The organism is Niastella yeongjuensis, from assembly GCF_900110245.1.
In the GTDB taxonomy this organism is placed as follows: domain Bacteria; phylum Bacteroidota; class Bacteroidia; order Chitinophagales; family Chitinophagaceae; genus Niastella; species Niastella yeongjuensis.
Window position 1 is genome coordinate 79,904 of sequence record NZ_FOCZ01000017.1, and the last position, 17,626, is coordinate 97,529.

The window sequence follows — 17,626 nt, forward strand, 5'->3', positions numbered from 1 at the left end:
TGCAGTATATCGGACACTCCGACATTCAGGCAACTTTCAACCTTCAACTTTCAACTTTTAACATTTGTTCTTCCAATTGATCTTGCTCTCCTTTATTTTCTTTTTCTTCTTTAACCCTTACTAATTGCTGGTAAAAATGATCCAGCTCTTCGCTGCTCACTTTTGCTTTGATAATTTTTTTTATGCGGAACTTTTGTTCATCGGCCAGTTCATTCGCTTCTGTTTTATCCAGGAACCCATTCTCCTCGGCTTTGTCTATCAACCTGTCAATTTCTTTGAGGAACTTAACACGGCTGGCGTTTTCTTTAAAGAACAACTCGGCGTATTCTTTTATTTCCCGGCGCTTTTTTATCAGCTCGCGGTTGGTGGCTTCGCCTACTTCAAACTCGGCCATCATTTCGCGCAGCAATACCAGCATCACGCTTTCTTCGTAGGTAAGTGCTCTTCTCTGGATCCACGATACCGGGTTCTCATCTTCTTCAAACGGGTAGTGTTTTAAGTAGGCATAACCGTCCTGTTCGTCCAATACAAGGGCCAGGCCTAATTGCAACAGAAAGCCGGTTAACTCCACTTTGTACTGGATCAGCTTTTCCCAGGTGGTTTTCTCTACGTATTCAACAGGCCCCTTCAGTAGCTTTATAAATACAGATGTATAGGGTAATATTCTTTGCTGAGCGCTCATATCGGCTATTTACTAAATAATAAATAAGGTACTTCTACAAATTTGGTGGCGGCTGCATTTAACGGAATATGCTCGCTGGTATTATGGATCACCTGTACCCGGCTTGCTTTATCGCGCAGAAAACTAAAATAGCTTACAATTTCAGCAATGCCGTTCTCCAGCGGTTGCAGCTCCAGCACTTCTTTCAACGTGGCAGTTCCCTTTTCTTTTAAAGCAAACTCTACTTTTTGCCATAATCTCTTTTTATCAATATGGGTAACATTCATCATGCGGCCAAAGCGTTCGGGATCGGCGATCTTTTCGCTGGCTGCTGCGGGTTGTTTTACGGCTACCACCGCCTTCTTTTGTTCAAACAGTAAACGCCGTTCCATCAGCATTTTTACTTCCACGCCTTCGTCTAAATTAATACCTGCCTTTACGTCCTCTTCTTCCATCAGGTCAAAGATCAATTCCTTGATATTCCCTATCTGGTGGCGAAGGCGCTTATGCCGGGCAATTTCTTTTTCAGAAATGATCCGGCTCAGCTTTTCTGCCATCTTATCATTGGCGTCGTATACGGTTTTACCTTGCTCTAACAGTAATGATTTTATGTTTTCCAGGAATTGAACATCTGCTTCAATGCCCCGATCTTTTAAGAGGTCGAGTAATTGTTCGGTCAGTTCTTTCCAGTCGCTTTGACCGGCACGGGAAATAAGGAAGTCCCAGAACGAGTAAAAGCTTTTACCCTGGTTGCTGTTACGAAGGGCATCATACGCCGCAAAGGCAAAGCCAACGATGGCGCCTTTATTTTGTTCAGCTTTGGTATGTTGTTCAACAATAGCGCGGTGGATCTGTTTGAAATTGTCCTCCACCTCCCTGAAATCACTGATGAGTTCATAACAAAGGCGGGTAAATAACTCCAGGCGTTCCTGCACCTGCGCATTGCTGTAGTTATCAGGCGCCACCCCCAGTTCTATTGCCTTGATCTCTTTATCGATCTCTGCGCGGCGGTCTTTCAGCATCTGTAACCGCTTGGGGCGGTCGTCTTCTGTTTTTTCAACTATATCCTGCAGGGAGTTGAACAGTAATTTAAACCGGCTTTCGGTACCCACGTGATTACGCGCCTGCAGCGTAAGGGTCCATTGAAAAACTTTTTCGGTATGGGCGCTTAACTGGTATTGAATGTTGCCTTCCGCATCCTGCAGGTCCTGCAAAATTCTTTTCTGCACCCAGCTCAGGATGTATTTGCGGCTGCGGGTTTCTTCATCCTCCCCGAAAATGATCTTGGCTTCTTCAAAATCCTCAGTCCCGTCTTCCTGGTGCGAAAGTGTTTCGGATAATAATTGTATTAATATGTCTTCCCCGATAACAAACCGGTTCTCCTCCTTGTATACATGATAAAGAAAGGGTAAATACCAACGGGCGCTCCGCGAGCGAAGCATTTGTATGGCAGGATTTGCAGTCAATAAGTACAATAAATCTTCCTGTTTCATGATTCCTTAGCGCTTAACCGCGCTACATTAGACTTGATTATTTTAAAAATAGTCCTATTTTTAATAAGACTTCAATAAAGCCCACACATTATGTTAAAATATATCTCTTTGACATTGAATTTTATTAACTTAAGACTAATTGTTACCGAAATCTGATAACATTTATATTTGCACAATGGTACATAGACTTTCAATAAAAAACTATAAGTCAGTAAAAAATTTCGAAATACAGACAAATAGGATAAATGTATTTATTGGAGAACATAATTCTGGTAAAAGCAATATTCTGGAAGCCTTAAGCTGGTTCTCCTTGAATGCCCTAAATGATAATTATTTCAAGCAGATATTTCGATACAAAAATGTGGGTGATTTTTTTTACGATTTTGATTCCACGCAAACAATTGAAGTTAGTACCGATGAGTTAAATCTAAAATTGCGTTATGCTCGCAACAGTCAGGGTGCATTACTAAACAATTTTGAAGGCATTCTGTATGAAACAGCTTCTGTTGTTTTTAACAATGAACAATGGTATGAGAACCGTAATAACTCACTTCATTTTAATTTAGACATTGCTTCAAATACTATTAAAAATCCCCATGGTTCTTTAGAATCTAATTTTAGAACTTATATATTTAAACGTCTTCTAAATTTCGAAATAAATTATCGCCCCTTTTTAAATCCCCCTTTTGGCGACAATATTCCTTCTATTCTGCAATCCAATAGGGATTGGAAACAAATGGTTTCAGAATTTTTCCGAACTAAAGGGTTTCGATTAGTATTAAAGCCTACGGAAAATGAAATAGATATGGCTAAAGATGTAAATGATGAGTTGTACAGTTTTCCCTATGCAACTATATCAGAAACTATGCAACGCTATATTTTTTTATTGCTAGCTGTAGAAACAAACAATAACACTATTCTTGTCTTAGATGAACCTGAAAGCAATATGTTTCCGTTTTATGTCAAAGATTTTGCAGAACGTATAGCCAACGATGAGAATAATCAGTACTTTATTTCCACACACAACCCTTACCTGCTTGGCTCTCTTTTAGAACAAACCCCCTTAAGTGATATTTCTGTATTTATCACCCGTATGGAAAATTATCAAACTGTCGTTGAGGAATGTAACAATGAACAAATGAACGAACTGATCACATTAGGAAGTGGAACCTTTTTTAATTTAGATAACCTTGGCAAGTAATGATTAAGAAAGCGATCGTAGAATGCAACCCTGATGAAATTTTGATGCAAGTTTTAGGTTTAAGTAAAAAAGAAATAGTTCATCAGGATAATAAAGGTGAGGTTTGCAAATATTTGGAAAAATTTGACACAAAAGTTGCTATTATAGATGAAGATCCTGGATCTGCTCAACCCAATCATTTGAAAAAATTCAAGCTTGTTGAAGAAAAATTTGAGACCATAAAACTTATACAGGCAAACACAAGTAAGGTTATTCTTATTATTAAACCCCGCCTTGAAGAATGGGTAATTTATCAGTGCAAAAGATCTGGCATCAATCCGAATAAATTCCACCTCCCCGATACTGCAAAAGAACTAAAAAAGGTTATCAACTATCGATTAGAAAGGTTTCGTGAATTATTAAAAGAATTATATAAGAGCGAGAATGAAGGTCTGAAATATCTTAGGGACGAAATTAACCAGGCCTATTAGGTTTTACATTTTCCCCTCCAAACATCTTCATATTACTTACAAGACCCTTTCGCCTATATTATTATTTTGTCGCCAATTCGACAACGGACCTGTTACCAATGAAAAAGGAACAGTTACTCTCGTTCGTTAGCGGTGGCTGGCAATACCCATTTACATGAGTAGTTTGTCACACGCACAGTGACAAACTACCACATTAAATATAAAGGAAGGGTTGGTAATATCGAATGTTTTTTTCTATCTTACCTGCCTCTTAAAGTGTAGCTTATCCCATGCGCCTTGTAAAACAAAGTATCCTCTATTTTAAAGAAGGTAACTCCGATAAAGTTTATGAGATCGACCTGTGTGATGTAGGTAATGATAAATACGTGGTAAACTTCCGATATGGTCGCCGATATTCAAAACTAAAAGAGGGCAGCAAAACCCCGGTGCCCGTTACCCTGGCAGATGCAGAAAAGATCTTTAATGAAGTGGAAGCCGAAAAGACCTCAAAAGGTTATTCTGCTGACAGCGCCGCTGTCGCTGCACTTCAGGCAAGCACCTTTACATTAAATACCGAAACTACCATTGGTGCCAGTTTTATGTCGATGCCCGAAGGGCGCAACAAGGGTATTTTGCAACGGTTGTATAATGCCACCCAGGGTAATATAAGTTCGCACCGTACCAAATGGAAATTGTCGCGCATTATATGGAAAGCCGGTGAGTATAAAATACCAGAGGCAGCGCAATACATTATTAAGTTATTTAATAATGGCGATCTCGTTCATCAATACAGTTGTACCTGGGCGCTGGCGCGTTGTGGCAATGAAACAAATGTAGCTGCTTTACAACAGATCTTCGCGGAGCATACTTCCCCTGTAATTAAAAAGATTGCCGGTGCCGGTTTGTTACGGATCTTACAAGGCGGTGAAAAGGAACAACACCTAAAACTATTCATTAGGTCGTTGCCTGAAACAATAAAAGCAGCTGTTGAGGCCAATCACGCGGGTGTGCTTGACGCCATTGCAGACGAAAGGATCACTAACCTGGAATCTCATTACAACTGGCTCGAAACGCTGTACCTCCTCTCCACAGAAAAGAACTGGATGCGTGCGGTTATAAAGAAGTTATTATTACAAGCTCCGTTAAAACCCGTTTATTTCAAACACATCAGGGCCGTGTTCAAACAGGCCGAATTGTTAGATGATTTTGAGATTACGGGTATGTTGGCCTTGCGCTTTGAACGGCACCCCGAGTTTTTCAAACATACCATTCCCGCTGCCAATGACAGGGCTGAAGTTTATCTGCCACAAGCAAAAGACCGGATCAATCCCAATACCGAACTACGTAAGGGCAATAGCCGCCTTGCTTATTCGCAAAGAACGCGTAAATACCTGCGCCAACGGGTGAACCGCCGCCTGCAAATGTATGGTGAGCTCAATAGCCTCGATTATGTAAAGCTGGCTACCGGTATCTTGATCGCCTATAATAAATCGACAGACTTTAAAGAAGCCTATACCACCTCCGCTTATAAATGGAACGGCCGTAATTACACAACCGTTAAAACCAAGTTCCCGCAAAATGCACACGCCGTGTTTATGCACCAGATCCTGAGCGGTGAGCATCCGGAATTAAAACTGGTGAACCAACGGGTATGGCGCATCAGATCAGAAGAAGAATTACTGGCCGACAGAAGGAACATCGTTCCGCCTGCAAACACCAACGACAAAAAAGGCGAGACTGGTTTGCTTAAAAAGATCTCCGGCATTTTTGGGAAGAAGAAAGAAGCAGAACAAGCATCTCCGCCCCCCGAAGCGCCAACGACTTCCCCCGTAAATGAAAATGGTACGCCATTTTTGCATTTGTGGAACAAACTGCCCCAGTCGTATGTGCAATTGTTGATGGAAGCGCAAATGGACGAGATCCATGAATTTGCACAGGGTGGTTTACTGGCGCATCCGCAATGGAATGAGATCAAGGGAAAGCTGGATAAATACGCCTGCAAGAAATTATTATTATCCCCATTCGATATTCCTGCCGCGTTTGGCTTACAAATAACGCTGGAGAAATTTGCCGGCCAGCAGGCAGATGCAGACCTGGTTATCGCCCTGCTGAATTCGCGCAATGCCGATGCCCGCAATAAGGGTAAGGAGTGGGCGGGTCAACACCAACAGCAATACCTGCAACAAAGCGATTTTATAAAGGACCTGTTGTTTGCCACACATGCCGGGATCTTCAACTGGGGATTGGTGCTGATCGCAAAAAGCAATCTTACCAGCGAAATAAAGAATGCGGTTATTGGTAAAGCCATTGCCGAATACATGGCCTTTACCGAAATGACCCCGGAAAATGAGGCCATCATCAGCCGGGTTACCCAGGCGCTGGTTGAATATTTTTATTCAGAACTGCACCAGGTACCGCTGGTAGTAATAGAAGACCTGATGCAGCACGATGTACCGGCGGTGTTATTGTTCGGCTTACAGGTACTGCGTCTTAAACAACAATCACAAGGCTCACAGCAGGTAAACCGGGCCGTATTGTTCGGTTTGTTGGAACACCCTTACGAACCGATACGCGAGGTAGGACTGGCCTTGTTGAATGAAATAGATGCAGCCATCCTGTTACAAAATCCGGATGAGATCATTCTTTGCTGCGTTTCCCCGTTCCGGTCTGTACGCAGGGGCATTGGGTCTGTGATGGCCCGCCTGGCGCAAAAAGACCGGAGTTTTGGAGAGAAAGCAGCCGACCTGCTGATGCCTTTCTTATTAAGAAAAGAAACCAGTGAAGGGCTGCATGATGACGTTGGCAGTTTGTTGTGCAATGAGCTGGGCAACTACTTACAAAACGCCAATAAAGAATTAGCCTTAAACTTATTATACGGTAACTATGCGGCCGCACAGGGCGTGGGCCTTGTGATCCTGGAGAAATATACCGATCCTGCCCAACTGACCATTCCACAGGTAATTGCCCTGGGCGGTCACGAAAACCTGCAGGTGCGTACCTGGTGCTGGAATTTTTATAAGCAACAGGCACCCCGCATTAAATTCGAAAAAGACGCCGCCATTAAATTACTCGATAGCAAATGGGCCGACACCCGGCAGTTTGCCATGCAGTTCTTCCGCGAACAGTTTACCGAAAACGACTGGACGCCGGAAGCCCTCATTGCATTAGCCGATTCGGTGAAACCTGATATTGAAGCTTACGGCCGCGAACTGATCACCAAATTCTTCACCACTGATAATGGCACTACGTACCTGCTGAAATTAACGCAGCACCCCAGTGAACGCATGCAGCTGTTTGCCACCAATTACCTGGAGCGTTTTGCCGCCGACGATGTGGAGAAGATACAATCACTGGAATTTTATTTCCGTTCGGTATTAACACGGGTAAATAAAAGCCGCATCGCCAAAAACAGGATCTATCATTTTCTGTTAACCGAAGGCCGTAAGTCAGAAGCTGCTGCCAAACTCATCGGCGCTATCTTATCCGATGTATCGGCCATTGCAGCTATTGGCGACAAAGCAAAATGTATTGAGGTGTTGTTGCAACTAAGATCATTGTATGAAGTACAGACGCCTTTGTTGGTAAAGGAGATTGAGACCAGATAGTTTCTGTTACCTGTCGCCGGTTACCGGTCGCCAGGATTTTTATAGCAGACGGCCGACTGTATTTTGCCTTCCCCGGTAACTGGTAACCGGTAACTGGCAACAAATAATAAGAATCCAGATCGAACAACAAATAACAAAGTACTCAGAACTAAATAGTGATTCATGTTATTTAACTATCGTTTCGCGGGAAACAGTACTGTAACCAGTACCATACATAAAACGGGATTGTCGTTTGCCCCCGACACCCTGCGGGAAAGCGCCTGGTTTGTAGGCAAGCTGCATAAAAAGCTGGCGTTTCGCGAAGCTATCTCCGCCCTGCACGATGTTGTTATCAGTGACCTGCGGTTCAAACCAAAAGATAAAACCGCCTATAAAGAATGGGTAGCACAAAACGAATCTCTGTTTCTGGCCGAATTTATGGCCGGTTACGATGCCAACGCTGCCAATAACCGCATTGAACAATTAAAGACCGAACTCGCAGACGTTCGCTCAAAAAAAGATGCCCTGATGGCGCCTTTTCTGAAAGCCCGCCAGCGTTACTTCAATTATTTATACGAGAAGAATAAGGAAGCCTGGATTGTGCTGGACCCCGTAATTACCATTCACCCCGATGAACTGTTCTTTGAATGCTTCAGCCAGGATGAATCAACATATGGTAAACTCGGTTGCAACTACAATGTGTTCAAGGAAATTGACGACTACAAATGCGGCACTACCAATGTCGATTACTCGAGTGCCTTGTATGAAGAGTTTCAGAAGGTGCGTGATTATAAAGAAACAGAATTAAAAGTTGACCCCAGCGGTTTTGCCGTGCAAACCACACAGGAGGAATTATATAAAGAAGTGAAGATCGACCTGCCCGATAGCTGGGTACGTGGATTTTTACAGGTGAGCAGCGCCATGACCCTGCCTACCATTCAGTTCGATCTGCATCCGATGGATATTTACAACATCTGTTCATTACTCCGCCGGTTTAAAGAAAAAAGAGGACCGCGTTCTTTACGTTATGTGTTGGAACCCGGTCATCCTGTAAAGATCATCCTGGAACCATGGGGTAAAGAAATCATCTGCGCCCGCAGTATATATCCGGGACCCACCAAACAGGAAGTAAGAACATGGGGCAGAAGAAGATTGTTGATCCTGGAACGACTGATACCGGTTACAAAGAAATTCACCGTTCATTTATTAGGCACGGGGCTGCCTTCTTTTTATATCGCCGATATGGGTGATATGAATTTCACCCTTGGCCTCAGCGGCTGGACTACCAACGACTGGAGCCATGCAGGCAATTTCGATCTGTTGGCGCCCCGGCTGGAAGTAGATAATGCCATCAAAGCCCAGGTATTCACAGCTATTCAGCAAGACTGGTTCGGTACGGCCCGGCAATTTGCACAAAAGCTGAATTTAGATACGGCCCAGGTATCAGGTGCATTAAGCGCCTATACACAGGCCGGACGTGTTATCTACGATCTGAATAGAAATGTTTATCGCTTACGTGAATTAAGCCGCGAACCATTGCCATTCGATCAGCTCCGTTTTGATAACCCGCGGGAAGAAATGGCCGCAGCTTTAATGCAATCGTCGGAAATAAAATTCACCCCGTCGCAACAGGCAGATGGCAGTATGCAGTTAACGGGTACTGTAAAAGCAAGCCGTAAAACGTATAATACACAATTATTGATCGATGCCGATGAAAAGATAAGATCGGCAGGTTGTGATTGCAGTTTTTATAAAGAAAATAAATTATACAAAGGCCCTTGCGAACACATGCTGGCCCTTAGGCAGTCGTTCAATAAAACAAGGGTTACACAGGGATTCAGGTAGTGTTGAACGTGACAAAGAATTAAAAAAAGATTACCTGAATTATTTAGAAAATAAAAAATAGGAAACTATATTTGTTAACCGCATTTCGTGTTCTTTGACAGAGGGGAAATAAACTCATGCACCTTGCTTCCGAAAGGAAAGAGCGATGTTTCGTCGCTCATGCAACATGAATATTTCATGCATCACCAAATGTAATCTTTACTATGGCACCCGGGTACTGGTGTAATATTTTCAGTACCGGCACTGCGTGCCATAATATCACACCAGTACCCGGGTGCCTTGCGTTGATTAATCTGGTCACCGGTACGCACGAAGGCAGCATAGTTCCCCCTGTCGAGACATGATCTCTTTTCTTCACCCAACATGGCAGATAACAGATCGATCCGTCAAGAGTTATACGACCGCATCCGCGAATCTTCTAAAGACAGTGTAGTACTGGAAGAAATGAAGCGCATGGGCTTCTGGGCAACCAATGAAAATGGCCCCACCATTCCCGAGCTGTTGATCAAGAAAGAAGCAGAGCTGAATAAAGAGCTCAATAAGTTGTACGATGAAAAACGGAAGTATCAGAACAAAGAAGCTGTATTAAGAGAAATGCGGCTAAAACGGATGGCTGATACCCGGTTGAAGCGGGAAGAAAACAAAAAGAAAAAAGAATTGAAACGGCTTGAAAAAGCCGAAGCCTGGAAAAAGCAAAAGGAAACTGAAATCATTTACCTGGGCGAAGGTGTATCTGTAGGGTTAAATGATACAGAGAACAATGTAGCCCTGTTACAGAAACACGGTCTGCCCGTTTTTAACAATGAAAATGATCTCGCGCAGGCCCTGGGCATTCCCTTAAAAGAACTACGCTTTTTATCGTTCTCCAGAAAAGTATCTACCATATCGCACTACCGAAAGTTTTATATCCCGAAAAAATCAGGTGGTAAAAGATTGATCTCGGCACCCATGCCGCGATTAAAAAATGTTCAGTACTGGATCCTGGAAAACATCTTTAACAAAGTGGCCATCCACTCCGCTGTACATGGTTTTGCTTTGCAACGTTCTATTATCAGCAATGCCCAGCCGCACATTGGTAAGGCTGTTGTAGTGAACATCGACGTAAAAGATTTCTTCCCCTCTATACATTACAAAAGAGTAAAAGGCTTATTACAACAATTGGGTTTTTCTGAAAAGATAGCTGTAATACTCGCCCTGTTATGTACCGAAGCGGTTACCGAGGAAGTGACCATCGACGGACAAAACTATTTTGTACAAAAAGGCCAGCGTGTATTACCACAGGGAGCGCCAACCAGTCCGGCCATTACAAACATCTTATGTTACAAACTGGATAAACGCTTGCAGGGACTGGCCACTAAGAACCAGTGCAGCTTTACCAGATATGCCGATGATATTACTTTCTCTTTTAACAACCCAACTACCAATGCGCAGCAACTGGTTTGGCGTATTAAGAAAGTGTTGGCAGATGAAGGCTTTACGGTTCACCCCGACAAGATCCGCATTATGCGCAAAGGTGCCCACCAGGAAGTAACGGGCATTGTGGTAAATGAAAAAGCAGGTATTCCGCGCAAAAAGTTACGTCAGTTCAGGGCCGTATTGCATCAGTTAAAAACAAAAGAGGCCGGTGAATTGAAATGGGGCAATGGTAACCTGGCCAGTGCCATTACGGGTTATGCCAATTTTGTAAAAATGGTTAAACCGGCACAGGGCGCAGCTTTTCAACAACAAATTGTCGCCCTGCTGCAAACCAACAGGTTGCAATACCCGGTAAGTATAACAACTTCTACTCCAACGAATAAACAAACGCCGCCCACTCAAAACAATTCCAACGAACCTAAAAAAGACGATGACAAACCGTGGTGGAATGTAGTGTAAAAGTGCTACAATTTCTTCGGGTCTGCGCCTGATCTGCATTAGGTCAGGTTCGGGATTTGTTTTGCTTTTCCCGAAGAAAACAGGGTATTCTCCTTAGAGAAACCCGAACAAATCCCGAACAAATTCCTACTTCTTCATTGCTATATCGTCTACACTCCATTTCATTTTCCTTTCACATTACTTTCCATTATAGGAACTCCCTTTTGATAATATCACATTGATTGTCAATCCAAAGCCGTCACAAAACGGCACTTTTTCCCTACTATGGCACATAACGGCACAAACAGCTCCTGGGATAGCCATGGAGGTGATTGAGATATAAAAAATCGCTCTAACTTTGAGTTGGATTGCACCTGCTTCTGCGCAAAACAGCTGTAATACCCATTTACAGCTCTTTGACATAGTTTAAAACTTCAGTTTCACTCCACCGGCTACTATGTATTTTCCGTAACCTGCCTCTATAAAGAAACCGCCGTTTTTGGTAGCGTTGATCTGAACACCTAACCCAATTTGGTAAGCCAGCGTGGTGCCATCATCGGTACTGGCAGCTTTGTTTCCATCGGGGGCCAGGTATTTCGCTTCACCGGTATTAAAGCCAATGGCTGTTCGGGTATAAGGCACCACCTTTTGGGAAGCACCGCCCATATACCTCGTAAAATTCAATAACACCGCAGTATTGGTTAAGCTACCCGTAAAATCCTGCTGACCGCTGTTGTAATCGATATAAGGGCGGCTAACCTTTCCATAGTTTACCATTACGCCAATTGCCATTCGGGGTGCAAAATGGTAATCCAGGCTGGTTATAATGGGCCCTGTTTGGGTAGTGCTTCCGGAATGATAACCATAGAAATCGTTGAGCAGGTATTTGTCGAGATTGGGAAAGCCATACCCAATGGATACATCGAGCGAAGGTTTGAAATTTTCCATTTCCCGGAATTGTTGCTGGCGGTATGGCCTGGGCCTTCCATAACGGCCATAGCCCCCATAACCGCCTCCATACTGGGCATTGCTTTCATAAATACAAGCCACCAGTATAATGCCTAAAAGCAGTCCTTTACGCATATTATTTTTTGCATGGGAAGCCCAATTGCGTCAAAGGTTTAAAGCGTGTGGCCACAAAACCGGTCTTTTACAAGCCGATAACAAAGCGTGCAATACGGTTCAACTTGTGTTTTGGATAGATGAATGTGAGTTTGTGAAGGATCTATAAATTCTTTAACGGTGGCGGATTGTCTTTCCAGCGCCAGAGATACATACAGGCATAAGTGCGATAGGGGCTCCATTTTTTGGAAATGCGTAACATGTCTTCGCGGAATTTCTTTTTATCGGTACGATCGAGCTTGTACAAGGCGATCATAGCGTTCTGAACACCCAGGTCGTCAATGGCAAATACATCTTCTCTTTTAAGGGCAAACATCAATAACATTTCCACCGTCCAGCGGCCCACGCCTTTTATCTGGGTCAGGTATACAATTACTTCTTCATCGGTCATTTTATGCAGCCGGGAATGTTCCATGCCATGTTCTATGGCAAAGCGGGCTACATTTTGTACATAACTTACTTTGGCGTTGGAGAGTCCAATGGCCCGCAAGGTTTCAGGCGCTGTGGCCACTATCTGTTCCGGTGAAGGTTCCTGGCCATCATACAGGTTTAAAAATCGCTGATAAATAACATCCGCCACTTTCGTCGATAATTGCTGGCTCATTATCGAGGCACAGAGGTAAGTACAAATATTTTTTTGTTTCTTCAGCGTGAATAGCCCGTTGTGATCGATGAGTTTTTTAATCTTCTTGTCTTTGCCAAGGTGTAAGGTATATTCCATGATATTACTGGTTTACTGGAAAACCGGGCAGGCCCCGCAACCCTTCCGCCGGCTGGCGGAGAGGGCGGTTATAAAGACAAGGCCTTGTTTACCGGCTTCTTTGCAATTTACCTGTTAATTTTGTGCCCATGCAACGAAATTTGATTGTTACAAAAGATGGTTCACATACAGTGGCCATACCGGAATGGGAAGTTTCTTACCATTCGGTATATGGTGCTGTACAGGAATCGTTGCACGTATTTATTGAAGCCGGCTTCAGACATTGGTGGAGCCTGAATGAGAACGCCAGCCAGTGTGTAGTATTTGAAATGGGGTTTGGAACCGGTCTTAATGCATTGCTCACCACCCTGGAGGCAAGACGCCGCCAACGTATGGTGGTCTACGAAACGGTGGAGGCCTTTCCACTGGAATTCAACCTTGTTGAAAAACTGAACTATTGTTACGCACTGGAAGAATCTTTCTGGCAACCGGTATTCGACTCCCTGCACACCTGCGAATGGAATACCTTTCACCCCATAACGAATTTCTTTTCTTTTAAAAAGGAGAAGATCCTGTTAAGAAATTATTCGCCCAGTCAACCCGTCGATGTGATCTATTACGATGCCTTTGCGCCTGCCGCACAGCCTGAATTATGGACATCCGAAGTGTTTGAAAAACTACTGGCCATGCTGGCCCCTGGTGGTGTACTGGTAACCTATTGCAGCAAGGGCGATGTACGCAGGGCCATGCTGGCAGCTGGTTTTCACGTTGAAAAAGTAGCAGGCCCTATTGGTAAGCGGGAAATGCTTAGAGCCACAAGGGCAGAGGGCAGAAGGCAGAGGGCAGAGATCGAACAAGGTCAAAGTTGAATGCAATACAAAAGAAAAGGTGCGTCATGTAAAATATGACGCACCTGATTATATGGCTTACGGCTTAAAACTTACAGCTGTTTTCTAAGCAAAAGAGAAGCTTACCCCGCCATCTTTTTCATCTTTCAACAAAATACCCAGCTGTTGTAGTTGCTGGCGAATTTTATCTGATGTGGCGTAGTCTTTTCTTGCCTTGGCTTCCTTGCGGATCTCGATCAACAGGCCTATCACGCCATCCAGCTTTCCATCTTCATTTTCTTCTTCGCCTTTCAGTCCAAGGATATCCTCCAGGTAAAGTTTTAAATAATTCTGTAACAATTGCATGGTGTCTGCACTCAACGCGTCGGCCGCAATGTGTTTATCTTTTATGGAGTTGATAACCGGTACCAGTTCAAAAATATTGGCTAATACTTTGGCGGTATTGAAATCGTCGCTCATAAACTCATCCAGCTCCAGTAACAGCGCTTTTACTTTGGCATCCAGTTCGGCGTCGCCGGCTATTGGTTTCAACCCTGAAACGTCCAATTTCTGCAATACCTCGTAGGCTTCCCACAAGCGCTTCAGGCCTTTTTCCGCTGCCTGTAAAGCCTCGTTACTAAAATCGAGCGTGCTGCGGTAATGCGTTTGCAAAATGAAAAAGCGAATGGTTTGTCCGGTATAGGCTTTCTCCAGCAAGGGGTGATTGCCACTGAACAGTTCCGTTAACTTGATCACATTGTTATAGCTCTTGCCCATTTTACGGCCGTTAATGGTGATCATGTTATTATGCAGCCAGTAACGGGCGGGCACATGTTTATTGCAGATAGTGCTTTGCGCAATTTCACTTTCATGATGCGGGAACTGCAGGTCCATACCACCGCCATGAATGTCGAACTCGGCACCCAGGTATTTAGTGCTCATGGCCGAGCACTCGATGTGCCAGCCGGGGAAACCTTCACCCCAGGGGCTCACCCACCGCATGATATGTTCAGCCGGGGCCGACTTCCACAATGCGAAATCCTGTTTGTTTCTTTTTTCATCCTGTCCTTCCAGGTCGCGGGTGGTTTCCAGCAGGTCGTCCATTACCCGGCCGCTGAGTTTACCGTATGGATAATGCTCGGCATATTTTTTTACATCAAAATATACGGAGCCATTTATTTCGTAGGCATAGCCTTCTTCCATGATCTTTTTGATCATTTCTATTTGCTCAACTATATGGCCGGTAGCGGTAGGTTCAATGCTTGGGTCAAGATTGTTCAGCTGTTTCATTCCCCAATGGAAGAGGTTGGTATACTTGGTAACCAGTTCCATGGGTTCCAGCTTTTCCAGCGTGGCTTTTTTGGCAATCTTGTCTTCTGCTTCTCTTCCTTCCTCTTCAAAGTGACCGGCATCGGTAATATTGCGTACATACCGTACTTTATAGCCGAGGTGCATGAGGTAACGGTAAATTACATCAAACGTAACATACGGCCGGGCATGTCCCAGATGACTTTCGCCACTCACAGTAGGTCCGCACACGTATAACCCCACATGACCCGGTGTAATGGGTGTAAATACTTCTTTTTGTCTTGTATATGAATTCAGGACTTTCAGTTCACTCATAAAAATTCATTAAATCAGTCTGATGATAGTTAAAATAAAGCCGGTAAATACAAAAATAAATGTATCCCGCCAGAACGGCGAATCAGTTACAACAGAAACAACAGGAAGATGTTATGACATGGATCATATTTCAAATATAGGGTATTTATGCCAGTCTCTTTCTTCAATCGTCCTGCAGCTTCAGATCGGCGATCACCGGGTAATGATCTGACCAGGGTGCCAGGAAGCGATTGTACTGCAATACTTCGAATTTTTTATCGGCCAGGATATAATCGATACGCAGGGTAGGCGATACGGCGGTAAAGCTGCGGCCAATGCCTTTGCCTTTTCTCACAAAAACATCCTGCCGGTTACCCTTTATATGAAAATAAGTATATGAGTTGGGCACATCGTTAAAATCGCCACAAATTATTTCCGGGTACGGACAGCTATCCAGTTTATTGCGCACCAGGTCGGCCTGAAATCCGCGGAAGGCATAGCCCTGCCGTAACTTTTTTATTATTGAGCGGGAAGCCATTACCATACTGTCGTCTGCTGATTTTATGATCTCGATGCTCCGGTAGTCGTTTTTCTGAAACAGCACCGATTGCAGGTGGGTGGTGTAGATCCTGATCTTTTTACCATTCACCAGCAGGTCGGCACTGATGAGGCTTTCGGCAGCACGTAAATTGGCAGGATCCGGATACAGTACCCGCTGGGTATCAACAATGGGAAAACGTGAAAAAATGGCTACCCCCGCCTGAAAACGTCCGCTTGTTCTGCCATAATCAATAACCCGGTAATAGTAGGGATAATTCAACTGTGTAATGGCGTTGGTATTGCTGGTGGTAAACGATTTGCCCAGCTCCAGAAATTCCTGAAAACACAGCACGTCCGCATTCTGCTCCTTTATAAAAGCAATCATCTTTTTGCGGTAGTCCTTATGTTCTTTTATTTTTTTGTTATGGTCATCGAACCAATGCACATTCCAGGTCATAATACGCAATGCGTCTTTATCCTTTTGGAGGGTGAAGGCGGAACTGGCGAAATGCATGCCCAGAAAAACGCGGATATTTCCAAAGCCGATCAACAGGATCACGGCAGACAGGATCGCCCATTTTGAACGCAGGATGAGCCAGAAAACGAGGAAGAAAAAAAGCAGGATCAGCAGTACCGGAAAGCCCAGCCCCAATAAGGAGAAAAACCACCATTTAGAGGGATGCAGCCATGCATTGGCACAGGCTATCAGGAAAAGACCCGCGATAACCACGTTCAATATAATGCACAACCGCTTTGTGAATGTTCTAACAAACCGGGCCATATTTTAAAATTACAATTCTTCGTCTTCCGCAGCCCGTTTCAGAATATCTTTTTCTTCATCGGTGAGAAAACGGTAGCCTTGCTGGTTGATCTTATCCAGTATTTCGTCAATCCTTTTCTGGGTAATGTTGGGAATCTTTTTATAGGGCTGGGTGCCTCTGGTATTGTAATGCAGATCGGTTTTTGCGGTTTTCTTCCAGTTCTTCCGGTCGGGGTTGAACAAATTTCCAAACCAGTCAAAGAAGTTATTCATCCAGATACTCCAATCGTGCCCACGACGCATTTGATAAACAAACAGGAACCCAACGGCAGCACCGGCTATATGGGCAAAAGCACCGGGTGGGGTCTTTTGGGCTGCTATCAATGAAACATCGATGATCAAATACAGAACGGTCAGGATCCACAGCGGGACCCCGCCATTTATCATGGGGAAGATGCGGTAATCAGGAGCGAGCGAAGTAGCGGCCACAGCAATGGCCATAATACCGGCCGATGCCCCTACCAGGGTAACTGCGGGGCCTGCAGGTACCAGTTTGGGAACCAGGTTGTAACAGGCTACAAAAAACAGTGCAGCACCAAAACTGCCGTATATGAAAACAGGAATGAGCTTATTATTGCCGGTAAGGTCCTGGAAAATATAGCCGAATGCCCAAAGCCACAGGATATTTCCCAAAACATCCCAGGGATCGCTGTGCATGAACATGAAGGAGAGGAGCGTCCAGGGGCGGGTCATCATTTTTTCAAAATCACCGGGTACTACCAGCCAGTTAAAGATATTCTGATCGAAGGCCGACATATCCTTTTCGGCGATCTTATACACCAGCCAGATGAATTTGAAAATACAGAACACTATGGCCAGCACGCCAATGAGAAAAACCAGGTTGTTCCCATCCTGGCCCAGTCCTATTTTCTTCCTATACCTATCTTCGCTTAGCACGGAATAAATTTTAGTGAATTTAAAAAATCAT

13 protein-coding genes are annotated in these 17,626 nt (G+C 44.1%); 6 read left to right on the top strand and 7 right to left on the bottom strand.

The features are described from left to right. Positions 1–43: 43 nt before the first annotated feature. A complete protein-coding gene (locus BMX95_RS30080; RefSeq protein ID WP_081200321.1) occupies positions 44–682 on the bottom strand; it encodes a DUF4194 domain-containing protein in 639 nt (212 codons plus the stop codon). Between the two features lie 5 nt (positions 683–687). Beyond that, positions 688–2,154 (bottom strand): DUF3375 domain-containing protein, encoded by a 1,467-nt coding sequence (locus tag BMX95_RS30085; RefSeq protein WP_081200323.1) that lies wholly within the window; start codon positions 2,152–2,154, stop codon positions 688–690. A 175-nt stretch (positions 2,155–2,329) separates the two neighbouring features. Between BMX95_RS30085 and BMX95_RS30090 the strand changes: the two genes are divergently transcribed. From BMX95_RS30090 to BMX95_RS30110, 5 genes are all read left to right on the top strand, one after another. After that, a complete protein-coding gene (locus BMX95_RS30090; protein ID WP_081200325.1) occupies positions 2,330–3,355 on the top strand; it encodes an AAA family ATPase in 1,026 nt (341 codons plus the stop codon). Next, positions 3,355–3,825 carry a hypothetical protein gene (locus BMX95_RS30095; protein WP_081200327.1) on the top strand — a complete coding sequence of 157 codons (471 nt, stop codon included), beginning with the start codon at positions 3,355–3,357 and terminating at the stop codon, positions 3,823–3,825. Before BMX95_RS30090 ends, BMX95_RS30095 begins: the two co-directional genes overlap by 1 nt. A 269-nt stretch (positions 3,826–4,094) precedes the next feature. Further along, positions 4,095–7,409, top strand: a complete 3,315-nt coding sequence (locus BMX95_RS30100) for a hypothetical protein (RefSeq protein ID WP_081200329.1) — start codon at positions 4,095–4,097, stop codon at positions 7,407–7,409. Between the two features lie 162 nt (positions 7,410–7,571). After that, positions 7,572–9,233 carry a hypothetical protein gene (locus BMX95_RS30105; RefSeq protein WP_081200331.1) on the top strand — a complete coding sequence of 554 codons (1,662 nt, stop codon included), beginning with the start codon at positions 7,572–7,574 and terminating at the stop codon, positions 9,231–9,233. Positions 9,234–9,596: 363 nt separating this feature from the next. Continuing rightward, positions 9,597–11,108 (top strand): reverse transcriptase family protein, encoded by a 1,512-nt coding sequence (locus tag BMX95_RS30110; protein WP_081200336.1) that lies wholly within the window; start codon positions 9,597–9,599, stop codon positions 11,106–11,108. Positions 11,109–11,513: 405 nt separating this feature from the next. Here the strand turns inward: BMX95_RS30110 and BMX95_RS30115 are convergent, their stop codons facing one another. Together BMX95_RS30115 and BMX95_RS30120 are read right to left on the bottom strand one after the other, a co-directional pair. Beyond that, positions 11,514–12,170, bottom strand: a complete 657-nt coding sequence (locus BMX95_RS30115; RefSeq protein WP_081200337.1) for a hypothetical protein — start codon at positions 12,168–12,170, stop codon at positions 11,514–11,516. A 142-nt stretch (positions 12,171–12,312) separates the two neighbouring features. Next, entirely contained in the window at positions 12,313–12,930 is a 618-nt protein-coding gene (locus BMX95_RS30120) for a DNA-3-methyladenine glycosylase family protein (protein ID WP_081200339.1), read from the bottom strand. 128 nt (positions 12,931–13,058) lie between these two features. Here BMX95_RS30120 and mnmC2 point away from each other — a divergent pair, with 128 nt between their 5' ends. After that, positions 13,059–13,778: a tRNA (5-methylaminomethyl-2-thiouridine)(34)-methyltransferase MnmC2 gene (gene mnmC2, locus BMX95_RS30125; RefSeq protein WP_081200341.1), complete on the top strand. Its 720-nt coding sequence runs from the start codon at positions 13,059–13,061 to the stop codon at positions 13,776–13,778. A gap of 84 nt (positions 13,779–13,862) precedes the next feature. On the opposite strand, the gene cysS is transcribed toward mnmC2, so the two are convergent. The 3 genes from cysS to BMX95_RS30140 form a co-directional block, all read right to left on the bottom strand. Further along, positions 13,863–15,359: a cysteine--tRNA ligase gene (gene cysS / locus BMX95_RS30130; RefSeq protein WP_081200343.1), complete on the bottom strand. Its 1,497-nt coding sequence runs from the start codon at positions 15,357–15,359 to the stop codon at positions 13,863–13,865. A gap of 163 nt (positions 15,360–15,522) precedes the next feature. Further along, entirely contained in the window at positions 15,523–16,659 is a 1,137-nt protein-coding gene (locus tag BMX95_RS30135; RefSeq protein WP_081200345.1) for an endonuclease/exonuclease/phosphatase family protein, read from the bottom strand. Between the two features lie 9 nt (positions 16,660–16,668). Then, the gene (locus BMX95_RS30140; protein ID WP_081200347.1) at positions 16,669–17,595 is read right to left on the bottom strand and encodes a rhomboid family intramembrane serine protease; all 927 of its coding nucleotides are present in this window, start codon (positions 17,593–17,595) and stop codon (positions 16,669–16,671) included. Positions 17,596–17,626: the final 31 nt, after the last annotated feature.